Below are 19,768 nucleotides of genomic sequence, written 5' to 3'. Positions count from 1 at the left end.
CATTCCGGCGCTTCTGTGTGGTGTTTCGCCAGTTATGTGCGAACGCTCACTACACTGGGCACATGCCACGCCGTTCACAGCCGGATCGGGCACCGAACCAAGTCGACGTCGCCCGGGCAGCCGGGGTATCGACCCAAACGGTGTCCCGCGTGATTTCAGGGCACCCAAATGTGCGCCCAGAGACCGCGCAACGCGTCCTCGCCGCCGTGGATGCCGTCGGATACCGACTGCATGCTGCCGCAGCCTCCCTTGCATCCGGTCGCAGCCGTACCATCGGCGTGATCTCCATCTCCTCTGCCCAGTACTCGACCAGCGCGATCCTGCTCGGCGTCGAGGCGGTTGCCTCAGAGGAGGGTTACGCGGTGACCTCTGCGAGCGTCCCGCACCACTCTGCCCCTGCATCCTTTCTCAGTGCGTTTGATCGCCTCGAGCGACAGGGCGCAGAAGGGATCGTGATCCTCGCGCCCGTCGGCTTCCTCGCCGAGGCACTCGGCACGCGCACCGAACGCACGCCAACCGTCGGCCACCGGCAGTCAGGTGGCGTCGGAACCGACGCGCTCGTCGACCAGCGCGCCATTGCCCGCGCGGCCACAGAGCACCTGCTCGATCTGGGCCACCGGACCGTCTGGCACGTCTCAGGGGATGAGTTCTGGCAGGAGTCCAATGCGCGCCGTGAGGAGTGGGAAGCGGTGCTCCTCGAACGCGGAGTGACCCCGCCGCCGGTGATCCCCGGCGACTGGTCCCCGGAGTCCGGGTACAGGGCAGGGCGCACGATCGCGGCGATCCCCGACGCCACCGCGGTGTTCGTCTCCAGCGATGAGATGGCGTTCGGCGTCATTCGGGCGCTGCACGAGGCCGGGCGCACTGTGCCAGACGACGTCTCGGTCGTCAGCGTCGATGACATCGCACTCGCTGCATACGCCGCGCCGGCGCTCACCACCGTGCGCCAGCCGTTCGAAGAGGTGGGGCGCGCAGCGGCAACCCAGGTGATCGACATGATCGAGAAGCGCGACGCGAGCCCGGTGGAGCCACTTCGAGCCGACCTCATCGTCAGGGCTTCGACGGCTCCGCCACCCGCGCCGAGCGCATAACGAAGCCGCCGAACTCACCTCATGCTGAGGCGAATCCGGCGGCTCGTCTGTACTACTTACGGCGCTGTGCTGCTTACGCTTCTTTGAAGTTCAGCGAGATCGAGTTCATGCAGTAGCGGTCGCCCGTTGGGGTGCCGAAGCCGTCATCGAAGACGTGGCCGAGGTGGGATCCACATTTCGCGCACCGTACTTCCGTGCGTGCCATGCCCAGTGAGTGATCTTCGATCAGCTCGACCGCGTCAGGGCGCACTGACTCGTAGAAGCTCGGCCATCCGCATCCGGAATCGAACTTGGTACCGCTCTTGAACAACTCGGCGTTGCAGGCGCCGCAGGTGTAGACACCAGAGCGGCTCTCATCGAGCAACTCGCCTGTCCAGGCCCGTTCGGTCGCTGCTCCGCGCAGAACCGCGTACTGATCAGGGGTCAGCTCCTCACGCCATTCGGCGTCAGACTTCTGTACTTCGTAGTCCATGGTGCGTCCCTTCGTCAGCAGAGCTGGAAACTGCCAGCTCACACACTCCACAAGCCTAAACTCGCGGCAGCCCCTCGGCATTCCATTCCACTGGTCTCTCGCGGCACGCTCCAGCGCGACACCGCCGACTTGCCCGCGCGCCGTGCCGCTTCCGCGAACTCTCAGGCGCTCCCAAATAGGATGACGCTAACCGTGCCAGTGGCTCGGACCAGCCACGCGGCAACAGAGGAGGCACGGGTGCGGAACGTACAGGATTCAAGCGCGGGCACCTCGCTGTCGAACGGCACTGCGCAGTCAGCCACCCAAATGCGGTCAGCCACCCAGATGAGTTCTGCGACCACGCACACCGACCTGTCAGAACGAGACCTGGCTGTCCTGGCCTTTGAACGACAGTGGTGGCGGCATGTCGGCGCCAAAGAAGAGGCCATCCGCTCTGAGTTGGGGCTGTCGTCTGCCCGGTACTATCAAGTATTAGGCGCGCTCATCGACAATCCGGGCGCGCTTGTCCATGACCCGATGTTGGTGAATCGACTGCACCGGATGCGTGAGGCCAGGGCAGAGTCACGGGCGCGCCGATCGATCAACGCCGACTCCAGCCAACCGAGTGACCACCCTACCGAGGACTGAATCAGACTGACGATGCCGAAAAAACCTGCGAAAGACCGCTTCGATACCCTGCCGCACACGACTGAACGCGTCGGAGCCCACCGCGCCGTCGGAAGTAGAAGGAAAGGCTGGGTCACCTTCGCCTGGGCCCTCTTCGCGACGATCGTGCTCGTCGGCCTGGGGGCCGTCGGCCTTCTCGCCCTCAACGACAGGCTCAACTTTGAGTTGCCTGGCGCAGCGAGCAGCACCGCAGCCGCTCCCACAGAGGAAGCACCGGCTGAAACTGTCGCTCCGACACCGGAGGCCACTCTTGACCCGAGCATCAGCATCACGGTGCTGAACGGAACGCCAGGCACTGGTGTTGCTGCAGCCGTCGGACAGACCTTGACGGATGCAGGCTGGAGCGTTGGCGCAACCTCGAACGCCAGCACCGAAGACGTCCCGACGACCGTCGTGTACTACCAGGACCCGACTCTCGAGGGAGCGGCACTCGGCGTTGCAAGCGCCATTCCAGGCGCCACCACCCTGCTGTCACCCGACTTCGCGGAAAGCGGCGCGGCCATCACCGTCGTGGTGGGCAACGACTTCGTTCCCGCAGGCTAGGCTCACCCCCCTTCAGAACCCGTGCCGCCGACCGCGTGAATCGGCGGGTGGTCCATCGCATTAACGTCGTGTAAATTGTTGCCATTTCGCGACGTTTAAGGTGGTCACAGCTATTTTCTTTTGGCTGCGTTTGGCTAGTATCTGGACGTGGATATGTACCACGCACTACGCACCAAGGGGAGTAACACATGGCGAACGGCACCGTTAAATGGTTCAACGCTGAGAAGGGCTTCGGCTTCATCACGGTTGACGAGGGAGGGCAGGACGTATTCGTTCACTACTCCGCCATTGACATGAACGGCTACAAAGTCCTCGAAGAAGGCCAAGCGGTCGTCTTCGAGGTTGGAACGGGTGCCAAGGGCCCGCAGGCTGAAGCGGTTCGTCCGCTCTAGTCCGTATCAGGCATCCGTATCAAGCACCTCGTATCAAGCACCTCACATCTAGCACGCAAATTTCGGGGCACGCCCCAGCTAACGCCGTCCGGTACTCCGGGCGGCATTAGTGTTTGGGTCGTGACTTCGAACCTGAGAGCCTCCTCGCGCCCCCGTCTTCTCGTTTCGATGTTTGCATTGGCCGTGCCTGCCGCACTGCTCCTTGGGGGTTGCTCTGCCGTCGAACCATCGGCGGCTTCGACAGCGGATGCCGCACAGCGCCACTCGTCATACGAGGAGCCAGACGCCACCGAACTTGCACCGCTCCGAGGGACGACCATTCCGGCGGGAAGCCTGCAGAACCCGTCGCTCGCCGCGAAGATCGACAACCACAGTGACGCTCGCCCCCAGATCGGCCTGGAGCGCACCGACATCGTCTTCGAAGAACTCGTGGAGGGTGGCATCACCCGCTACGTCGCAGTCTGGCAGTCAGATGTCCCCGATCTCCTCGGGCCGGTGCGCTCGATCCGACCGATGGACCCCGACATCATCGCACCACTGGGTGGCATCGTCGCCTACTCAGGTGGCCAGGAGCAGTTCATCGACATGATGAAGCGCACCGATGTCGTGAATGCGGTCTTCGACTATGACGAGGCAGGCCTCTTCTACCGGATCGATGGCAAGGACTCTCCGCACGATGTCGTGGTGAAGGCCAGGGAACTCATCGCCGAGCACGCGGAGCTCACTCCTCCTCTGCAGCAGTTCGCGTATGCAGCCACTGCCTCCGGTTCGTCTGCCGTTGTCGATGGCGTGCCAACGGGCACCATCAACACACGATTCTCTGACGCGCGGTGGCCGAGCTGGACGTGGTCGGTAGCCGACGGGGCATACCTGCGGTCGCAGGAGGGTGAACCCGACCTCGACAGCGACGACCATCAGCTGGCGTCGACCAACGTTGTCGTGCTGCGGGTCGAGATCGACTGGACGTACGGAGAGGTTCCGAAAACGACGATGATCGGCACCGGAGAGGCGTGGGTCTCGACCGGCGGCAAGAGCATTCACGCGACCTGGTTCAAGGACGCGCAGGCTGCTCCGATCCGTCTGGTTGACGACAGCGGCGTCACGATTCGACTCGCGGCGGGCAACACCTGGATTGAGCTGGTCCCGACAGACCAGGGCTCGGTGGAACTGCTGCCATAGCGGCCCGCCGATTACTTGCACTCTCGGCATCAGAGTGCCAGAATCGACTTAGCACTCTCGTTATTTGAGTGCTAACCCACCACTTTTTTGGAACGTCCGGGAGGGACGAGAAACACACATGGCAAAGATCATTGCTTTCAATGAAGAGGCCCGTCGTGGCCTTGAGCGCGGCCTGAACATCCTCGCTGACACGGTCAAGGTCACCCTCGGCCCGCGCGGACGCAACGTCGTGCTCGAAAAGAAGTGGGGCGCTCCCACGATCACCAACGATGGCGTGTCCATCGCCAAGGAGATCGAACTCGACGACCCGTACGAGAAGATCGGTGCTGAGCTCGTCAAGGAGGTCGCCAAGAAGACTGACGACGTCGCAGGCGATGGCACCACGACCGCAACCGTCCTGGCTCAGGCACTGGTTCGCGAAGGACTGCGCAACGTTGCAGCCGGCGCTGACCCGATCAGCCTGAAGCGCGGCATCGAGAAGGCGACTGCAGCAGTCATCGCCGAACTCATCGCCAGCGCCAAGGAGATCGAGACCAAGGAAGAGATCGCGGCCACCGCATCCATCTCTGCCGGCGACGCCGAAATCGGCGCGATCATCGCTGAGGCAATCGACAAGGTCGGCAAGGAAGGTGTTGTCACCGTCGAGGAGTCGAACACCTTCGGCACCGAGCTCGAACTCACCGAGGGCATGCGCTTCGACAAGGGCTTCCTGTCGGCATACTTCGTCACCGACCCCGACCGTCAGGAAGCGGTCTTCGAAGACCCCTACATCCTGATCGTCAACTCCAAGGTCTCCAACATCAAGGACCTGCTGCCGATCGTTGACAAGGTCATCCAGACCGGCAAGCAGCTCCTCATCATTGCTGAGGACGTCGACGGCGAGGCTCTGGCCACGCTCGTTGTGAACAAGATCCGTGGCATCTTCAAGTCGGTTGCCGTCAAGGCTCCTGGCTTCGGCGACCGTCGCAAGGCGCAGCTGCAGGACATCGCCATCCTCACCGGGGGTCAGGTCATCTCTGAAGAGGTTGGCCTCAAGCTCGAGAACGTGACCCTCGACCTTCTCGGTAACGCCCGCAAGGTCGTTATCACCAAGGACGAGACCACCATCGTCGAGGGCGCTGGAGACGTGGAGGCAATTGCCGGCCGTGTCGCCCAGATCCGTGCCGAGATCGAGAACACCGACAGCGACTACGACCGTGAGAAGCTCCAGGAGCGTCTCGCGAAGCTTGCTGGTGGCGTTGCAGTCATCAAGGCCGGCGCCGCTACGGAGGTTGAGCTCAAGGAGCGCAAGCACCGCATCGAAGATGCAGTCCGTAACGCAAAGGCAGCTGTCGAAGAGGGCATCGTCGCCGGTGGTGGCGTTGCGCTCATCCAGGCTGGCAAGGCCGCATTCGAGAGCAAGGCAGTCCTTGACCTCGTCGGCGACGAGGCAACTGGCGCGAACATCGTGCGCGTTGCCATCGACGCTCCGCTCAAGCAGATCGCACTCAACGCCGGCATGGAGCCGGGCGTTGTTGCAGACAAGGTGCGCAACCTGCCCGTCGGACACGGCCTCAACGCCGCGACCGGTGAGTACGTTGACATGATCGCTGCCGGAATCAATGACCCGGTAAAGGTCACCCGCTCCGCGCTGCTGAACGCATCGTCGATCGCTGGCCTGTTCCTCACCACCGAGGCCGTTGTCGCCGACAAGCCGGAGAAGAACTCTGCTCCTGCTGGCGACCCGACCGGTGGCATGGACTTCTAAGTCCGCTTAGTCGTTCACCGCTTCACCTGCTTCACACGCTGGGCGTCTCCTTCGGGAGGCGCCCAGCGTCGTTGTATCGGCTGCGCGGGGCTATCGTGATCCGATCGAGAGCGGATGTCGCCCGGACCTATGATTCCTGCCGTTAGCCTTGGCTCATGAAGAATGTGGGGATTCGTTCAGCTCTCGCCGTACTGCTCGTCGTCGGGATGGCAGGATGTGCCGCGGCAGCGCCTTCGGTAACTCCATCCGTATCCCCATCGGTGACGGCAGCGCCCGCGCCCAGTCCAACGCCTGAACCCGTCACCTGGCCTGTGCAGCTGGTGCCAGGCAGCTGCAGCGATCTACTCCCGCAAGCAACCGTCGATGCCATTTTCGGCGAACCACTGCCGGGGGTTCAGCGGGCCGACGTGGCCGGGCGTGACGGGATCTGGGCGGCTGCCGCCCGGAATTCCGGATCATTGGAGTGCATGTGGGGTGTCGACTCCGTCTCTGAGAATCCTGAAGAAACCCACACCGTCCGCGTGACTGTCGTTCCGCACGCAGCCGACATCGCCGCGAGAATTAGCAGCGAACTCGACGGGAATGTGCCGGGCGAGCCGTCCGGGGGTTGCGCCTGGGGCTACTGCAGCAGTGGAGCGCTGCTCGGCGAGTACTGGGTCGATATGGAGGTCGGGGGAACAGGCGATCCGGCAGCAGTCAACGGCACCGGCGTGCAAGCGGCGATCGATACCGTCATGGCGGCTGTGCGGGCGATGCCACCGAGCAACGCCGCCGAGTTCCCCGCGCAGTCGGCGTCGTGGCCAACGCTCTGCGGGGACTTCGTGAGTGAACAAGCCATCAGTGACGCACTTGACCTGCCCGCCGCGACATTCACGGTCGGATATAGCTACCGAAGCAGCAACGCCACGTACGGCGCAATCATGGCCGGCGGTGGTTTAGTCTGCGGAATCGCGCGCGACGGTGGCGGGAGAAGTGCCTCGATTGTGACTCTGCCTGCGTCAGGTGACCTCTTTGCCGCAGCGCGGGACGTGGCCGCGTTATCCGACGAGGTCGAGGCGATTGAGATCTCTGGGCTGGAAACAGGCTCGGCCTTTGTGCGGCGCAGTCCGGAGACCCCCACCCAAGCATCGCTCGAGATGAACCTTCGCGGCACTTGGGTGCTGCTCAGCATGGGAGCAGCCACGGAGCAGGAGGGCAACCCGGCGTCACGATTGATCCGCTTGGCCGAGGTGCTGGCCGCGGGCTAGATCATGCTGTGCGGGCTCCGGCAGCTTCCGCACCATCACCACTAGCCTGTAGCCATGGGGAATCGATGGGGTGTGGCCGGGCTGAGCGTGCTGCTCACGGCATTGGTGTTGACCGGCTGCGCAGCGGAGGCATCGCCTCCTCAAAGTGCGCCGGTATCGCCGTTGCCCACCTCCGCACCAACTTCGACGCCAAGCCCAGCGTCCGACAGACCCACGCCACGCTTGTCGGCAACGTGCGACGACCTGGTGCCGCCGGCGGTAGTCAGGGCGGCGGTGTCCGACGATGTTGTGGTGATGCCGGTCGCCCTGGACGAACGATTCAATACTCCAACCACGATGGCAACCAGACAGCTGGGCGCGCTCGTGTGCGTCTGGGCGAACAAGGAGCTGTCACTGCCGTGGGATCCGGATCCTTCGTACCGAGAAGCGATCCTGGAGATCGTGCCCGATGGTGCAGCGCCGTGGGAGAAATACAAGAAAACATATGCGTCGACCAGCGAGCCCTCTCCATACGGGGCCGACGCGATTGGTCCGCGATGCGTGATGGCGACTGACTACGGTCAAGGCGGATGCTATTTCCAGGGTCTCATCGGCAGCTACTGGGTAGACCTCCGGCTCGAAGGCACGGGTGCCGGTACTGCCGAGTCCGAGACTGAGATGTCAGCCATCGCCCGCCAGTTCACCGATTCCCTGGTCGAGGGGCTGCGAGCGGAGCAGCCAGTGCCGCCCGCGTGGACACCGCCCGTCGACGCCCACACCACGCCGCTCGACTGCTCTGTCATGCTGAGTGACGCCCAGGCAGCCGAGCTGACTGGAGTGTCTGGCATCATCGTGGGGCCGCAGTGGGACGGGCCGCGAGTCGGTCAATATTCCTACGGGATGGCGTCGACCCACAGTGAACGATGTGCCCTTCAATTCGTCGATTCGGATGCGAACGTAGGTGCCGTGTCATTCCTCCCCGGGGGCGGATGGGCATACAACCAGCTTGCGACCGCGTGGACCGCTGCCGGGGTATCGAGTCCCGTCGCGCTGGCGGGAGCGCAGCCAGGCCAGGAGGCCCAGCTGCGGTGCGCCGATGAGAACGCCTCGTGCACGATTGATTTCGTCGTTGACGACAGTTGGATTCAAGTCTCCATCAGCCAGCACTCTCCCGGAGGCGGTGGAATTCCGGAAGGCACCGACCTCGACGCCATTCGCAGCAACGTTCAGCCCATCGCCGAAGTCGTGCTCGCCAACCTCAATGCCCGTACCTAGGCCTCAGGCCTAGGCCTCAGCGCCCGAAGAGCCGCGCATTGGCCTGTTCGATCTCTGCATAGTGCTGCCCGGCCTGGTTCAGTGCTGCGTTGATGCCGGCGAGGCTCTCGGCCACGTGCTGCTGGGTGGCGCGCCAATCGGTGACGACACCCTGAAACGCGCTTGCTGCCTGCCCTGACCACGTGGATTGCAGGTTGGTGAGCTGGGTGAGCATGCCGTTCACCTCAGCCTCAATGCGTTCGCCGGTCGCACGAGCCATGGTGCTCGCGCCGACGACCTCTTCACTGTCTACTTGATATCTCGTCATGGCCACAGCGTACGAAGCAGGTGACGGTCACCACGGCCAGCGGATGTGACGTGCGCACTCACGCACGAAGGCGCGGCTTGGGGAGGAGTCGCTGCTAGCCCTTGTCGGACTGGCTGAGGGGCTGAGGAGCATTCGGTGACGTTGCGAGCGGCAGCCACACGCGGAATGTGGCACCGCCACCTGGAGTCTCAACGACCTCGACGGTTCCGTTGTGCGTCGCGACGATCGAGGCGACGATCGCCAACCCGAGCCCGCTGCCACCCGTTTCCCTGGCGCGGGAGGTGTCGGCGCGCCAGAAGCGCTGGAAGATCTTCTCGCGGATCTGCGGCGGGATTCCCTCTCCGTGGTCGACCACGGCGACGGAGGCGCGCTGGGTGGCCGAATCGACCCCCACCTCGATCTCGATCGGGCTTTCGACGCTGGTAAAGCGGAGGGCGTTGCCCATCAGGTTCGTGATGACCTGGCGGATCTTGTTCTCTTCCGCCATCACGATGGCCGGGGCGGCTTCGCGGTGTTCATTCTGCGTGACCGGCTCATCCAGAACTTCGACGCCGTTTTTCCTCGGGCGGCGGGTGCGCAGCCGTGCGAGCGTTGCGCCTGCGAAGGACATTGGCCCGGTAAGCGGATGCGCGTTTTGGCCCTTGGCCGCCGAAAGCCCCTGGGCGTCTGGAGCGACAGGGGTAGTGGCCTGGCCGCTGGGAGCAGCTGGAATGTCCCACACTCCGGTGTCAGAGAGGGCGGGAAGTTCGGCGGTGTCGTTGAACTCAGTGCGGAGCGCGGCGGTGACGGTGACCACGCGGCCTGGCGACGATGCCATGGCGTCCAGCGCGGCGTCGCGGGCCAGCGGAACGAGGTCAACCGGCGCGAGCGCGAGTGGCTTTGCTTCATCGAGTCTGGCGAGTTCGAGGAGGTCCTCGACCAGGCCACCCATCCGGATGGCTTCCTTTTCGATGCGTTCCATCGCCTGGGCGACATCTTCTGGCGTCTGGAGGGCGCCCATGCGGTACAGCTCTGCGTAGCCGCGCACCGACACGAGGGGGGTGCGAAGTTCGTGGCTGGCATCGCCGACGAAGCGCCGCATCTGGTCAATGGTTCTGGCTCTGTCTTTGAACGCCCGGTCGATGCGGTTAAGCATGGTGTTCAGTGAGCGATTCAGCCGGCCGACCTCGGTATTGGGCGTCGCTCCGCCGAGTCGTTGGCTGAAGTCTCCGTCAGCGATCTCTGCCGCTGTTCTTTCGACCTCGCGGAGTGGGGCGAAGGTCGTCGTCACCAGAAGGTTGGTGAGTAATGCGCCCACCAGCACAACGCCGAGTCCGAACCCCAGGAAAATCGTGAGGTACGTGGCCATCGTGTTCTCGGTGGGTTGCAGCGACACCGCGATGAGCAGCGAACCGAGCGCGCCCTGGTCATTCAGTTTGAACGGGACGCTGACCGCGTGAAATGTCGTGTCGTTGGCCGAGTTGGTGAGTGTGACGATCGTGTTGCCACGCTCCGTCACTGCAGCCAGGTCCATCGGAACCGAGATCTCCGGCGTCACATCGGCCGTCGTATGCGACAGCGGAGTGCCATTGGCGTCGAATAACGCCAGGAAGTAATCAGACGACATGCCGTCTGAGGTGCCGCTCAGCGACTCCTGCAGGGTGCTGTCCAGCCCCGTGCCGGCATCCGCTACCAGGCTTTGGTCAATCTGCTGCACCACGTACTGCTTCAGCATGGCCATCGTTCCGATTCCGGACACGAGCAGGCCAAGCGTGAGCATGAGCACGGTAACGCCCGTGATCTTGGAACGGAGTGAAATGCGGGCGAGCCGCGCAGTCAATGACTCGTGCATAAGGCCCCCAGATTACGACATCAATCTGGGACTATGCCTTTGCGGCCTTCAACATATATCCGAATCCTCGCTTGGTCTGAATGAGCGGTTCGCTGGAGTGGGCATCGACCTTGCGACGGAGGTATGAGATGTACGACTCCACGATTCCGGCATCGCCGTTGAAGTCGTATTCCCAGACGTGGTCGAGGATCTGCGCCTTCGACAGCACCCGGTTGGGGTTCAGCATCAGGTAGCGCAGCAGCTTGAATTCTGTGGGGGAGAGCTCGATTGGCTCGTCGCCAACGAGAACCTCGTGGGTGTCCTGATCCATAGTGAGTTCACCGGCACGGATGACGGCGTCTTCGTCGGCCTGCATCGTGCGACGCAGGATTGCCTTGATGCGTGCCACGATCTCGTCGAGGCTGAACGGCTTGGTGACATAGTCGTCGCCACCAACGGTGAGGCCGGTGATCTTGTCTTCGGTGTCGTCCTTGGCCGTGAGGAACAGGATGGGTGCCGTGTAACCGGCGGTACGGAGGCGCTTGGTGACGCCGAATCCGTTCATGTCGGGCAGCATGACGTCGAGAATGATGAGGTCGGGCTCTTCCTCAAGCACCGCAGAAATTGCCTGGGCGCCGTTTCCAACCGCGCGCACCGCGAAACCGGCAAAGCGCAGGCTGGTCGTGAGGAGATCCCGGATGTTGGGCTCGTCGTCAACAATAAGAATGCGTGGGCCATCAGTCATGCCCCCAGTATCTGCGCGTTGGCTGAATCTTTCCTGAGAGCCGTCAGTGTGCGATTGAGGCCAGCGGATGCCCGATGACAAAACTTCATTTTGCACCTAGCGTCAGTGGTGACCCCAGCGGTATGGCGGGGGACACAGGAACGAGGGCACCATGCTGAGCGAGCAGAGCTTCATCATCGTGGGCGGCGGCCTGGCAGGCGCGCGAGCAGCAGAGGCGCTGCGAGCCGAGGGCTTCCTGGGCAGGATCATCATCGTGGCGGCCGAGGACGAGTATCCCTATATCCGTCCGCCGTTGTCGAAGGACTATCTGACGGGAGCGGCGGAGCGCGAGTCGATTTTCGTGCAGGACCCCGGCTGGTACGCGGAGCATGATGTGGAGATTCTGCCGGGGGCAGTCGCTGCCGGGCTGTCGGCGGAACGTCACGAGCTCTCCCTCGCCAGTGGCCAAGTGCTGCGCTACGACAAGGCGCTGCTGGCTACCGGCGCCACACCGCGGAGTTTTGGCGGCCCAGGTGCCGATCTCGCCGGGGTGCACTCCCTCCGCACGGTGGCCGATTCGCAACACTTGCGCGCCGCGCTGCAGCCAGGGCACCGCAGGGTCGTCATCATCGGTGCCGGCTGGATCGGACTCGAGGTCGCGTCGGCAGCGAGGGGCTACGGCAACGAGGTGGTGGTGCTTGGGCAGGGCGACATCCCCCTGAGCGGGGCCATCGGCGCGGAGATGGGCGCGGTGTTCCTGCAACTGCACAGGGACAACGGAGTCGAGGTGCTCATGAATACCTCGGTGGCCGAGATCGTCGGCACTGCGACTGGCACAGCGCCGACCGGAACAGCGTCAACCGGAACAGCGTCAACCGGAACAGCGTCAACCGTCGCCGGCGTGATGCTCGGCGACGGTCGGATTGTGCCGGCCGACATCGTGGTGGTGGGAATCGGCGCCATTCCCAACACCCAGCTGGCAGCGGATGCCGGGCTGCATGTCGACAACGGGATTGTCGTTGACTCTGCCTTCAGGTCGGCGCACCCCGACGTCTATGCCGTCGGGGATGTGGCCGCTGTGTACCATCCTGTGCTCGGACATCCGCTCAGGATTGAGCACTGGGCCAACGCGGAGAAGGCGGGAGCAGCGGCCGGTCGCTCGATGGCAGGGGCGGCAGTGGCGTACGACGAGATTCCGTATTTCTACACCGACCAGTTCGACCTCGGCATGGAGTTCTCCGGGTACGGCGACCTCATGGGGGATGCAATGGTGGTGATTCGCGGCAGCCTCGACGATCGCCAGTTCATCGCATTCTGGGTGGCGGGGTCGCGCGTGGTCGCCGGGATGAACGTCAACGTGTGGGATGTGAATGAGACGGTTCAGGCTTTCATCCGCTCTGGAGTGGTGGTCACGCCCGAGCGGCTCGCCGACGAGCGTATTACGCTGGAAAGCCAGCTCACCGGTACCGCAGACTAGGGGAACGATATGACGGTTGCACCCGCAGCGACGGGGATCGTGTTTCCCGAACTGATCCATCCTGAGCGTCGAATCGGCGGGCGGGTGTTCGACTTCTCCCGGGAGGTCGCCGTGATGGCGATCATCAACCGCACACCAGACTCCTTCTACGACCAGGGTGCGACGTTCGCGCTCGATGCTGCCGTCGCCTCTGCAGAGCAGGCGTTGGCGGATGGCGCTGACTGGCTCGACATCGGCGGGGCCAAGTTCGCGCCTGGGCCACCGATTCCCATTGACGAAGAGATCGACAGGGTCGTGCCGGTCATCGAAGCCCTGCGCGGTTCAGGCGCGATCATCTCCGTCGACACGTTCCACCCCGACGTTGCGCGTGCCGGCATCGCGGCCGGTGCCCACATCATCAACGACACCACCGGTGTGCATGACCCGGCCATTGCAGAGGTCGTCGCCGACAGCGATGCCACCCTCGTGATCACGCACAGCCTGGCGCGACCACGCATGCCATACCCGTCCCCGCAGTACGCAGATGTTGCCGCAGAGGTCGGCGACTTCCTGCGGCAGCGCGTCGCCCTCGCGGTCGAGCGTGGCGTGCCGCTGGAACGCATCATCATCGACCCTGGCCATGACCTGAACAAGAACACGATGCAGACGCTGGAGCTGACCCGCCGGTTGGCGGAGATCACCGCGATCGGCCTGCCGACGCTGGCTGCGGTGTCGAACAAGGATTTCATCGGCGAGAGCCTGGGCAGGGAACGGAACCAGCGGGTCGAAGGGTCCCTCGCCGCCGCGGTCTTCTGCATCCTGCAGGGGGCGCGGATCGTGCGGATGCACAACGTTCCAGCTGCCGTCGACGCGGTACGCATGACAGAGGCCATCCTTGGCTTCCGCGAACCCGCCTACCTGCGTCACAACATGGCGTGATCGTGACCAACGCTGACGGCACCATGTCGGTTCTGGGCCAGGACGAGATCATCCAGCGCTACCTGGTCGATGACCGCCTCACCCCACGCGTGCGGGTGAACTTCATTACCAGTCTCGACGGCGCGGCCACCTTCGACGGACTGAGCGGTGGCCTGGGCAACGCCGACGACAAGCTTGTCTTTGACACGCTCCGGATGCTGGCAGACGCGATCATCGTCGGCGCAGGCACGGTGCGCGCCGAGGGCTACGGGGGAGTGGAGCTTGCGCCCGATGCCGTAGCCTGGCGAACCGCTCACGGGCTGACGCCACAGCCGCCGCTCGCGATCGTCTCCTCGCGGCTGGATGTCGACCCGGCGCATCCGTTCTTCACAGAAGCCGTCGTGCGGCCACTCGTCGTGACGCATGCTGCGTCTCCTGCCGACAAGCGGGCGGCGCTCGCCGAGGTCGCCGACGTTCTCCTCTGTGGAGCGGATGCCGTCGACCCAGCGCAGATGGTCGCCGAGTTCGCGGCCCGCGGCTTCACGCAGCTTCTCTGTGAGGGCGGCCCTCACCTGTTCGGTGCGCTGATCGAGGCTGACGCCGTCGATGAGCTGTGCCTGAGCGTCAGCCCACTGCTTGAGGGCGGACCGGCTGGACGCATCGCACGCGGCAGCACGCGAGCGACACGGCGGATGTCGCTGCTGCATGCGTTCTCAGCCGGGGACATGCTGTTCCTGCGCTACGCGCGCCCTGACCGACAAGGCTAGGCAGGCACCAGGTTCCCAGCGTCGAGGATCGTGTAGCTGTACCCCTGCTCTGCGAGGAACCGCTGGCGGTTCTGCGCGAAGTCCTGGTCGACCGTGTCACGGGCGACGAGCGTGTAGAAGTTCGCGGACAGGCCGGACTCCTTGGGGCGGAGCAACCGTCCGAGGCGCTGGGCCTCTTCCTGCCGTGAGCCGTATGACCCAGAGACCTGGATGGCGACGGTGGCCTCCGGCAGGTCAACGGAGAAGTTGGCGACCTTCGACACCACGAGCACGTTCACCTCGCCGACCCTGAACGCCTGGTAAAGGCGCTCGCGTTCGTCGATGGGCGTGGCTCCCGTGAGTTTGGGGGCGTCGAGGGCGTCAGCGAGCTCGTCGATCTGGTCGAGGTACTGGGCGATGACGAGAATGCGCTCGCCGTCGTGCCTCGCAACCAGCTGCCTGACTACATCGAGCTTCGCCGGTGCCGTGGCCGCCATGCGGTAACGCTCGTCGTCGGCTGCTGCCGCGTAGCTCAGTCGCTCTGACTGGGGCAGGTCGATGCGCACCTCGAAGCACGCTGCGGGGGAGATGAAGCCCTGGGCCTCGATCTCTTTCCACGGGGCGTCAAACCGCTTGGGGCCGATCAGGCTGAAGACGTCGCCTTCGCGGCCGTCCTCGCGTACCAGGGTGGCGGTCAGGCCGAGGCGGCGCCTGGCCTGCAGCTCCGCCGTGAGCTTGAACACGGGGGCAGGCAGCAAGTGCACCTCGTCATAGATGACCAGGCCCCAGTCCATCGCGTCGAGCAGTGCGAGGTGGGCGTATTCGCCCTTTCGCTTGGCTGTGAGGATCTGGTACGTGGCGATGGTGACCGGCTTCACTTCTTTCAGCTGTCCGGAGTATTCGCCGATTTCCTCTGGCGTCAACGTCGTGCGCTTCAGCAGCTCATCGCGCCACTGCCTGGCCGACACGGTGTTCGTCACGAGGATGAGGGTGTTGGTCTTGGCCGTTGCCATGGCGCCGGCACCGACCAGGGTCTTGCCTGCACCACAGGGCAGCACGACGACGCCGGAGCCGCCCTCGAAGAAGTTGGACACGGCCTTGTTCTGGTAGCCGCGCAGGCTCCAGCCGTTCTCGACCAGGTCGATGGGATGCGGCGTGCCAGGGGTGTACCCGGCGAAGTCTTCAGCCGGCCACCCCAGCTTGACGAGCTCCTGCTTCAGCTGTCCGCGAGCCCACGGTTCGATCAGGAACGAGTCGGGAGTGGGGTGCCCGATCAGCAGGGGAGAAATGCGCTTCGCGCGCGAGATCTCGGTGAGCACTGCCTCATCGTTGCTCCGCAGGATGAGCGCGCCATCGTCGTCGCGTTCGATGACGAGGCGACCGTAGCGGCCGACGGTCTCTTCGATATCCACCGACACGGTCTGCGGGATGGCGAACTTTGAATACTTCTCCAGCGTCGCGAGCATGTCAGACGCTGCGTGCCCGGCTGCCCTGGCGTTCCACAGTCCAAGCCGGGTGATCCGGTAGGTATGAATGTGCTCTGGAGCGCGTTCCAACTCGGCGAAAACCGCCAAATCGTGGCGGGCATCCTCGGCGAGAGGGTGTGCAACCTCGAGCAATACCGTGCGATCGCTCTGGACGATCAGTGGTCCGTCAGACATAACCGCCAATCCTACGCCTGCGAGATGAACGTGGAGGTGAGCCTGGCGCGTCGGCGGCCACGATATCGGTCGCCGACGGCGCGGGCTACGGAGCTGGCGTGATGCTGATGATGCTCGAGATCGGCAGTGTGCGTTCGATGTCGGCCCGGCGATCCCTCGCCCTGAACCGGCCGCCACCCACGCTTGCAGGCTCCAGCAGGTAGTCGACGACTCCGCCGCCCGGCATCAGGATGCTCACCGTGACGGTCTGCTTTGACTTGATGGCGACATCCAGTTGCCGTGCCAGCCAGGCGCTCGGCGCAGCACTCTCGCCGCCGTCGCTGGCGCGCACAGTCTCGATCAGGGCGACTGCCGGATCTGGCAGCGGTGTGTCGACCACCCGTGCCAGCTTGTGCCGGCGCAGGTGCACGATCTCCCCCTGTGCATTCTCGGCGGCGACGGGGTACCTGGCGTCATTCAGTGCCCAGAACACGACGTCGGGCGCGAACCGGCTGGTCAGTCGGTCGTCCGCGGTGCGCACGAGCCCGAGGTGAGTCAGCGTCTGGTCGACGGCAATGGTGCCAAGCAACTCAGGGTCGTCGGACCGCACGATGGTCTGGGCAGGAGCGTCCTCGGCCTCGGCTGGACGGATACGCACCCGACCGAACCGTTCAGCCGCTTCAACGATGAGGTACTCGAGCGGCTGCGGAATGCCCGTGAGCGAGATGCCCCGCAAGAACTCAAGCAACGACGCTGCGCTCTCGCCCGCCGCCAGCGCACGGGTCACAGAGGCGTGCGAGATGCGATAGCTGGATGCCAGCTCCCTGCTTTCCACATCGGCCAGCGAGCGAAGCCGAGCATCAATCGAGGGCGCGAGCGGACCGGGGGAGACGATGGAGAGATCATGCTGCACGTAGACCTGGCCGACCTCGGCCGGCAGCGATGCGTGCACGGTTTCGATGGCGGTCGCCATGTCGCCGGCGAGTACGGCGGCACCTGCCGTGCTCGCGATCTGGTTGGCGGTGATGCCGATGAGTTCTGCGTCGCGGGCGAACTCGGTGACGCGTTCGTCCATCCACTCTCCGCCAGCCGGATACAGCCAGGAAACGAAGCTGTGCAGTCCTTCTCCCCAGGCGAGGCCTGGACGCTGGGAGAGGATGTCGCGGACGTCCTGTGGAAGCGCGGCATGCCATGACTGTGCGAGGGCCGTCCAGCGCGCCGTCGTGCCCTCAAGCAGCCAGGCCTCACCGGTCTCCGTCTCCATCCAGTGCCCGGCGTCCTTCGAGATGAGGTTGGCGCGCACGGCGATGGCGAAGATGGCGGGGACGGCGTCTGGTTCGATAGACATGGCCATGGCAAGACGTTTGGTGTCCGGCAGCCCGATGCCGCCGCGGCTCAACTCGCGCGCCGGATCCTTGGCGAGCTCGTTGATGAGTTCGGCTATGGAGGAGACCACGCTGAACGCGCGCTCCGCAGCCCGCTGATCGGTGAGCTGCTTCTCTGCCTCAGACACGTCTGTGGTCACGGCGGGAATCGGGGCTGCGGCCAGCTCGGCGTATGTCGGCAGCCCGCGTTCCGGCCACCCGGCGAGCACAGCGGCCACAGCCTCGTACGGGCGTACCTGGCCGTTGGTGGTCACCAGCAAGAGGAGCGCATCGAGCGTCGCAACGCGAGCTGTAACACTCTCAACGCTGACGGATGTCCCGCTCAGTTCGCTGAGTCGTGTCGCCAACTCGGGGATCGTCGGGGCGGTCGTCGCATCCGTCATGTCCGCGGCCACGGCGAGCGTGGCCAGCATGGGGCGATCGAGATGGGAGAGACCGCGCTGGATGGCATCCGGGTTGAGGAATGCCTCAGCAAGGTCGAAGAAGTCGCGGATGCCGCTGGGGGAGATCTCGCGAATAGTGACGGCATGGCGCAACGCTGCGTCATCCATCGATCGAAGGCGCGTAGCGAGCGTAAGCATGTCGGCTACTGTCTGTTCTGCCGTGCTTCGCGGCCGCGTCGGACACCGTTCGACACCATCAGGGCGATGATGAGGACGAATCCGATGGGAAGGCCGAACAACGGCAGTGTGATGATCAATGGCCACGCACCCTGGCTGAAGCCATCGTTGGCGCCGACCCCGCTCGACGTACCGATAATGACGGCGAGGAACGCGAGGATGGAGACGCCGACCACGCCCGCAACCATGTAAGCCAGAATGCGTTCGAGCCGGTTGGCGGACTGCGTAGGTTTATTGGTCACTCTCTTAGGATACGGGGCGAGAGCGCTACCAAACGAATAAGCTAGTTGAGAAGACGCGCATTTCAGCGCGCCCGGAACACAGCGAGGTTCACATGCCCACCGGCAAGGTTAAGTTCTACGACGAGGAGAAGGGCTTTGGCTTCATCAGCTCCGATGATGGCCAAGAGGTCTTTCTGCACGCTTCAGCGCTGCCCGCTGGAGTGAGCGTGAAGGCCGGCTCGAAGCTTGAGTTCGGCATTGCCGATGGCAAACGAGGCGCGCAGGCACTGTCCGTGCGCGTTCTCGAATCCCCGCCCAGCCTGGCGAAGCTCAGCCGCAAGCCCGCAGACGACATGGCGATCATCATCGAAGACCTGGTCAAGGTCCTCGACGGCATCGGCACCAACCTGCGTCGCGGCCGTTACCCGGAAAGTTCGCACAGTAAGAAGATCGCCGCGATGCTCCGCAAGGTGGCAGAGGAACTTGATGCCTGATTCAGACCCCACGACAGACGCCGAACTCGCGCACGACGATGCGAGCGACGGTGCCGGGTCTGCGGTTCCGATCGATGCCGACGAGGCACTCCTCGCCGCGGTCGATCTCGCGCGCGCCGAACTGACGAAAATCACCCCGGCAGAGACCGTCGGCGAGCCCATCGGTCACATCGTCGAGGGGAAGCACGTGTTGTCGCTCCTGTTCGAGTGCACCATGACCGGATACCCCGGGTGGCACTGGACGGTCAGCATGTCCCGCATCGACGAGAACTCAGCGCCGTCGGTGCTTGAGACCGAGTTGATGCCGGGCAGCGATGCGCTGCTGGCTCCTGACTGGATCCCGTGGTCTGAGCGGCTGAGCGACTATCGGGCAGCCCAGGACCTCGCCGCAGCGCTTGCCGTTGAATCCGGTGAGCTCGACGAGCTTGACGAACTCGACGACGACGACGAAGAACTCGACGATGAAGAGCTCGACGACGAAGAGCTCGACGACGAAGACGAACTCACCGATGGGCTCGACGAAGAGGAACTGGACGAGCTCGACGACGAAGAATTCGGCGATGAGGACAACGGTGTTGATGCCCTCGACGGCATTGACTTCGACGGCGCACTTGACGGCGCGCTATCGACGTCGGAACTGCACCCAGACGAGGCCGACGATGCCGAGGACGACTCCGATGAGAGCGCACCAGAGCCACCAGTCGAGGCCGTTGGCGCGCAGCTGACCGGAGAAGACGAGAAGCACGACTAAAGCGATCAGCCAGGCGACCGTACCCGCAACATAAGCCTTACGCGCATCAGTGCGCGCAGGCAGCGGGTCCGGTCGCCTTTCGCTGTCCTTCAGCCAGAGACGCAT

The 19,768-nt window shown here is 64.2% G+C and carries 21 protein-coding genes and 1 pseudogene; 13 read left to right on the top strand and 9 right to left on the bottom strand.

What is annotated here, in order from left to right; translation table 11 throughout:
• Nucleotides 1–62 precede the first annotated feature (62 nt).
• Entirely contained in the window at nucleotides 63–1,091 is a 1,029-nt protein-coding gene (locus tag AC25Z0_RS08010; protein ID WP_488120760.1) for a LacI family DNA-binding transcriptional regulator, read from the top strand.
• Between the two features lie 73 nt (nucleotides 1,092–1,164).
• On the opposite strand, the gene msrB is transcribed toward AC25Z0_RS08010, so the two are convergent.
• Complete coding sequence (gene msrB / locus AC25Z0_RS08005; protein ID WP_488120903.1) at nucleotides 1,165–1,563, bottom strand: peptide-methionine (R)-S-oxide reductase MsrB; 399 nt, start codon at nucleotides 1,561–1,563, stop codon at nucleotides 1,165–1,167.
• Between the two features lie 237 nt (nucleotides 1,564–1,800).
• Between msrB and AC25Z0_RS08000 the strand changes: the two genes are divergently transcribed.
• From AC25Z0_RS08000 to AC25Z0_RS07975, 6 genes are all read left to right on the top strand, one after another.
• Nucleotides 1,801–2,190, top strand: a complete 390-nt coding sequence (locus AC25Z0_RS08000) for a DUF3263 domain-containing protein (protein ID WP_488120761.1) — start codon at nucleotides 1,801–1,803, stop codon at nucleotides 2,188–2,190.
• Between the two features lie 12 nt (nucleotides 2,191–2,202).
• Nucleotides 2,203–2,772, top strand: a complete 570-nt coding sequence (locus AC25Z0_RS07995) for a LytR C-terminal domain-containing protein (RefSeq protein ID WP_488120762.1) — start codon at nucleotides 2,203–2,205, stop codon at nucleotides 2,770–2,772.
• Between the two features lie 188 nt (nucleotides 2,773–2,960).
• Entirely contained in the window at nucleotides 2,961–3,164 is a 204-nt protein-coding gene (locus AC25Z0_RS07990; RefSeq protein ID WP_488120763.1) for a cold-shock protein, read from the top strand.
• A 168-nt stretch (nucleotides 3,165–3,332) separates the two neighbouring features.
• Nucleotides 3,333–4,343, top strand: a complete 1,011-nt coding sequence (locus AC25Z0_RS07985; RefSeq protein ID WP_488132826.1) for a DUF3048 domain-containing protein — start codon at nucleotides 3,333–3,335, stop codon at nucleotides 4,341–4,343.
• 118 nt (nucleotides 4,344–4,461) lie between these two features.
• Nucleotides 4,462–6,090, top strand: a complete 1,629-nt coding sequence (groL, locus tag AC25Z0_RS07980) for a chaperonin GroEL (protein ID WP_488120765.1) — start codon at nucleotides 4,462–4,464, stop codon at nucleotides 6,088–6,090.
• 155 nt (nucleotides 6,091–6,245) lie between these two features.
• Nucleotides 6,246–7,337: a hypothetical protein gene (locus AC25Z0_RS07975; RefSeq protein WP_488120766.1), complete on the top strand. Its 1,092-nt coding sequence runs from the start codon at nucleotides 6,246–6,248 to the stop codon at nucleotides 7,335–7,337.
• Between the two features lie 140 nt (nucleotides 7,338–7,477).
• Here the strand turns inward: AC25Z0_RS07975 and AC25Z0_RS07970 are convergent, their stop codons facing one another.
• Complete coding sequence (locus AC25Z0_RS07970) at nucleotides 7,478–7,660, bottom strand: hypothetical protein (protein WP_488132825.1); 183 nt, start codon at nucleotides 7,658–7,660, stop codon at nucleotides 7,478–7,480.
• A gap of 13 nt (nucleotides 7,661–7,673) precedes the next feature.
• Between AC25Z0_RS07970 and AC25Z0_RS07965 the strand changes: the two genes are divergently transcribed.
• Nucleotides 7,674–8,591: a hypothetical protein gene (locus AC25Z0_RS07965; RefSeq protein WP_488132824.1), complete on the top strand. Its 918-nt coding sequence runs from the start codon at nucleotides 7,674–7,676 to the stop codon at nucleotides 8,589–8,591.
• 16 nt (nucleotides 8,592–8,607) lie between these two features.
• Here the strand turns inward: AC25Z0_RS07965 and AC25Z0_RS07960 are convergent, their stop codons facing one another.
• The 3 genes from AC25Z0_RS07960 to AC25Z0_RS07950 form a co-directional block, all read right to left on the bottom strand.
• Complete coding sequence (locus AC25Z0_RS07960) at nucleotides 8,608–8,898, bottom strand: WXG100 family type VII secretion target (RefSeq protein ID WP_488132823.1); 291 nt, start codon at nucleotides 8,896–8,898, stop codon at nucleotides 8,608–8,610.
• Between the two features lie 94 nt (nucleotides 8,899–8,992).
• Entirely contained in the window at nucleotides 8,993–10,729 is a 1,737-nt protein-coding gene (locus AC25Z0_RS07955) for a sensor histidine kinase (protein WP_488132822.1), read from the bottom strand.
• Between the two features lie 31 nt (nucleotides 10,730–10,760).
• Entirely contained in the window at nucleotides 10,761–11,453 is a 693-nt protein-coding gene (locus tag AC25Z0_RS07950; RefSeq protein ID WP_414802590.1) for a response regulator transcription factor, read from the bottom strand.
• Nucleotides 11,454–11,604: 151 nt separating this feature from the next.
• Between AC25Z0_RS07950 and AC25Z0_RS07945 the strand changes: the two genes are divergently transcribed.
• The 3 genes from AC25Z0_RS07945 to AC25Z0_RS07935 are packed head-to-tail and all read left to right on the top strand — an operon-like array spanning nucleotide 11,605 to nucleotide 14,573.
• Complete coding sequence (locus tag AC25Z0_RS07945; RefSeq protein ID WP_488120771.1) at nucleotides 11,605–12,909, top strand: NAD(P)/FAD-dependent oxidoreductase; 1,305 nt, start codon at nucleotides 11,605–11,607, stop codon at nucleotides 12,907–12,909.
• Nucleotides 12,910–12,918: 9 nt separating this feature from the next.
• Nucleotides 12,919–13,827, top strand: coding sequence for a dihydropteroate synthase (folP, locus tag AC25Z0_RS07940; RefSeq protein WP_488132821.1), 909 nt, complete (start codon nucleotides 12,919–12,921; stop codon nucleotides 13,825–13,827).
• A gap of 2 nt (nucleotides 13,828–13,829) precedes the next feature.
• Nucleotides 13,830–14,573 carry a pyrimidine reductase family protein gene (locus AC25Z0_RS07935; RefSeq protein ID WP_488120773.1) on the top strand — a complete coding sequence of 248 codons (744 nt, stop codon included), beginning with the start codon at nucleotides 13,830–13,832 and terminating at the stop codon, nucleotides 14,571–14,573.
• Here the strand turns inward: AC25Z0_RS07935 and AC25Z0_RS07930 are convergent.
• The 3 genes from AC25Z0_RS07930 to AC25Z0_RS07920 form a co-directional block, all read right to left on the bottom strand.
• Entirely contained in the window at nucleotides 14,570–16,213 is a 1,644-nt protein-coding gene (locus AC25Z0_RS07930; protein ID WP_488120774.1) for a DNA repair helicase XPB, read from the bottom strand. The two genes, AC25Z0_RS07935 and AC25Z0_RS07930, sit on opposite strands and share 4 nt — an antisense overlap.
• 85 nt (nucleotides 16,214–16,298) lie before the next feature.
• Complete coding sequence (locus AC25Z0_RS07925) at nucleotides 16,299–18,158, bottom strand: helicase-associated domain-containing protein (protein WP_488132820.1); 1,860 nt, start codon at nucleotides 18,156–18,158, stop codon at nucleotides 16,299–16,301.
• A 5-nt stretch (nucleotides 18,159–18,163) separates the two neighbouring features.
• A complete protein-coding gene (locus tag AC25Z0_RS07920; RefSeq protein ID WP_488132819.1) occupies nucleotides 18,164–18,439 on the bottom strand; it encodes a hypothetical protein in 276 nt (91 codons plus the stop codon).
• 92 nt (nucleotides 18,440–18,531) lie between these two features.
• Between AC25Z0_RS07920 and AC25Z0_RS07915 the strand changes: the two genes are divergently transcribed.
• Together AC25Z0_RS07915 and AC25Z0_RS07910 are read left to right on the top strand one after the other, a co-directional pair.
• Nucleotides 18,532–18,912 carry a cold-shock protein gene (locus AC25Z0_RS07915; RefSeq protein ID WP_488120777.1) on the top strand — a complete coding sequence of 127 codons (381 nt, stop codon included), beginning with the start codon at nucleotides 18,532–18,534 and terminating at the stop codon, nucleotides 18,910–18,912.
• Nucleotides 18,905–19,324, top strand: a pseudogene (locus tag AC25Z0_RS07910) (DUF3027 domain-containing protein); the annotation flags it as partial. The gene AC25Z0_RS07915 and the pseudogene AC25Z0_RS07910, both read left to right, overlap by 8 nt.
• Before the next feature lie 210 nt (nucleotides 19,325–19,534).
• Here the strand turns inward: AC25Z0_RS07910 and AC25Z0_RS07905 are convergent.
• Complete coding sequence (locus AC25Z0_RS07905; protein ID WP_488132818.1) at nucleotides 19,535–19,768, bottom strand: DUF2530 domain-containing protein; 234 nt, start codon at nucleotides 19,766–19,768, stop codon at nucleotides 19,535–19,537.

It is taken from the genome of Leifsonia sp. Y862 (genome assembly GCF_057669585.1).
The sequence above is the reverse complement of the archived record's forward strand: the minus strand, read 5'-3'. Positions and strand labels throughout refer to the sequence as shown.

Excerpts from the sequence above, each read along its gene's own strand:
- AC25Z0_RS08010 (WP_488120760.1), top strand. The coding sequence starts at position 63 with ATGCCACGCCGTTCACAGCCGGATCGGGCACCGAACCAAGTCGACGTC.
- msrB (WP_488120903.1), bottom strand. The coding sequence starts at position 1,563 with ATGGACTACGAAGTACAGAAGTCTGACGCCGAATGGCGTGAGGAGCTG.
- AC25Z0_RS07995 (WP_488120762.1), top strand. The coding sequence starts at position 2,203 with ATGCCGAAAAAACCTGCGAAAGACCGCTTCGATACCCTGCCGCACACG.
- AC25Z0_RS07990 (WP_488120763.1), top strand. The coding sequence starts at position 2,961 with ATGGCGAACGGCACCGTTAAATGGTTCAACGCTGAGAAGGGCTTCGGC.
- AC25Z0_RS07985 (WP_488132826.1), top strand. The coding sequence starts at position 3,333 with ATGTTTGCATTGGCCGTGCCTGCCGCACTGCTCCTTGGGGGTTGCTCT.
- groL (WP_488120765.1), top strand. The coding sequence starts at position 4,462 with ATGGCAAAGATCATTGCTTTCAATGAAGAGGCCCGTCGTGGCCTTGAG.
- AC25Z0_RS07975 (WP_488120766.1), top strand. The coding sequence starts at position 6,246 with ATGAAGAATGTGGGGATTCGTTCAGCTCTCGCCGTACTGCTCGTCGTC.
- AC25Z0_RS07965 (WP_488132824.1), top strand. The coding sequence starts at position 7,674 with ATGGCAACCAGACAGCTGGGCGCGCTCGTGTGCGTCTGGGCGAACAAG.
- AC25Z0_RS07960 (WP_488132823.1), bottom strand. The coding sequence starts at position 8,898 with ATGACGAGATATCAAGTAGACAGTGAAGAGGTCGTCGGCGCGAGCACC.
- AC25Z0_RS07955 (WP_488132822.1), bottom strand. The coding sequence starts at position 10,729 with ATGCACGAGTCATTGACTGCGCGGCTCGCCCGCATTTCACTCCGTTCC.
- AC25Z0_RS07950 (WP_414802590.1), bottom strand. The coding sequence starts at position 11,453 with ATGACTGATGGCCCACGCATTCTTATTGTTGACGACGAGCCCAACATC.
- AC25Z0_RS07945 (WP_488120771.1), top strand. The coding sequence starts at position 11,605 with ATGCTGAGCGAGCAGAGCTTCATCATCGTGGGCGGCGGCCTGGCAGGC.
- folP (WP_488132821.1), top strand. The coding sequence starts at position 12,919 with ATGACGGTTGCACCCGCAGCGACGGGGATCGTGTTTCCCGAACTGATC.
- AC25Z0_RS07930 (WP_488120774.1), bottom strand. The coding sequence starts at position 16,213 with ATGTCTGACGGACCACTGATCGTCCAGAGCGATCGCACGGTATTGCTC.
- AC25Z0_RS07925 (WP_488132820.1), bottom strand. The coding sequence starts at position 18,158 with ATGCTTACGCTCGCTACGCGCCTTCGATCGATGGATGACGCAGCGTTG.
- AC25Z0_RS07915 (WP_488120777.1), top strand. The coding sequence starts at position 18,532 with ATGCCCACCGGCAAGGTTAAGTTCTACGACGAGGAGAAGGGCTTTGGC.
- AC25Z0_RS07905 (WP_488132818.1), bottom strand. The coding sequence starts at position 19,768 with ATGCGTCTCTGGCTGAAGGACAGCGAAAGGCGACCGGACCCGCTGCCT.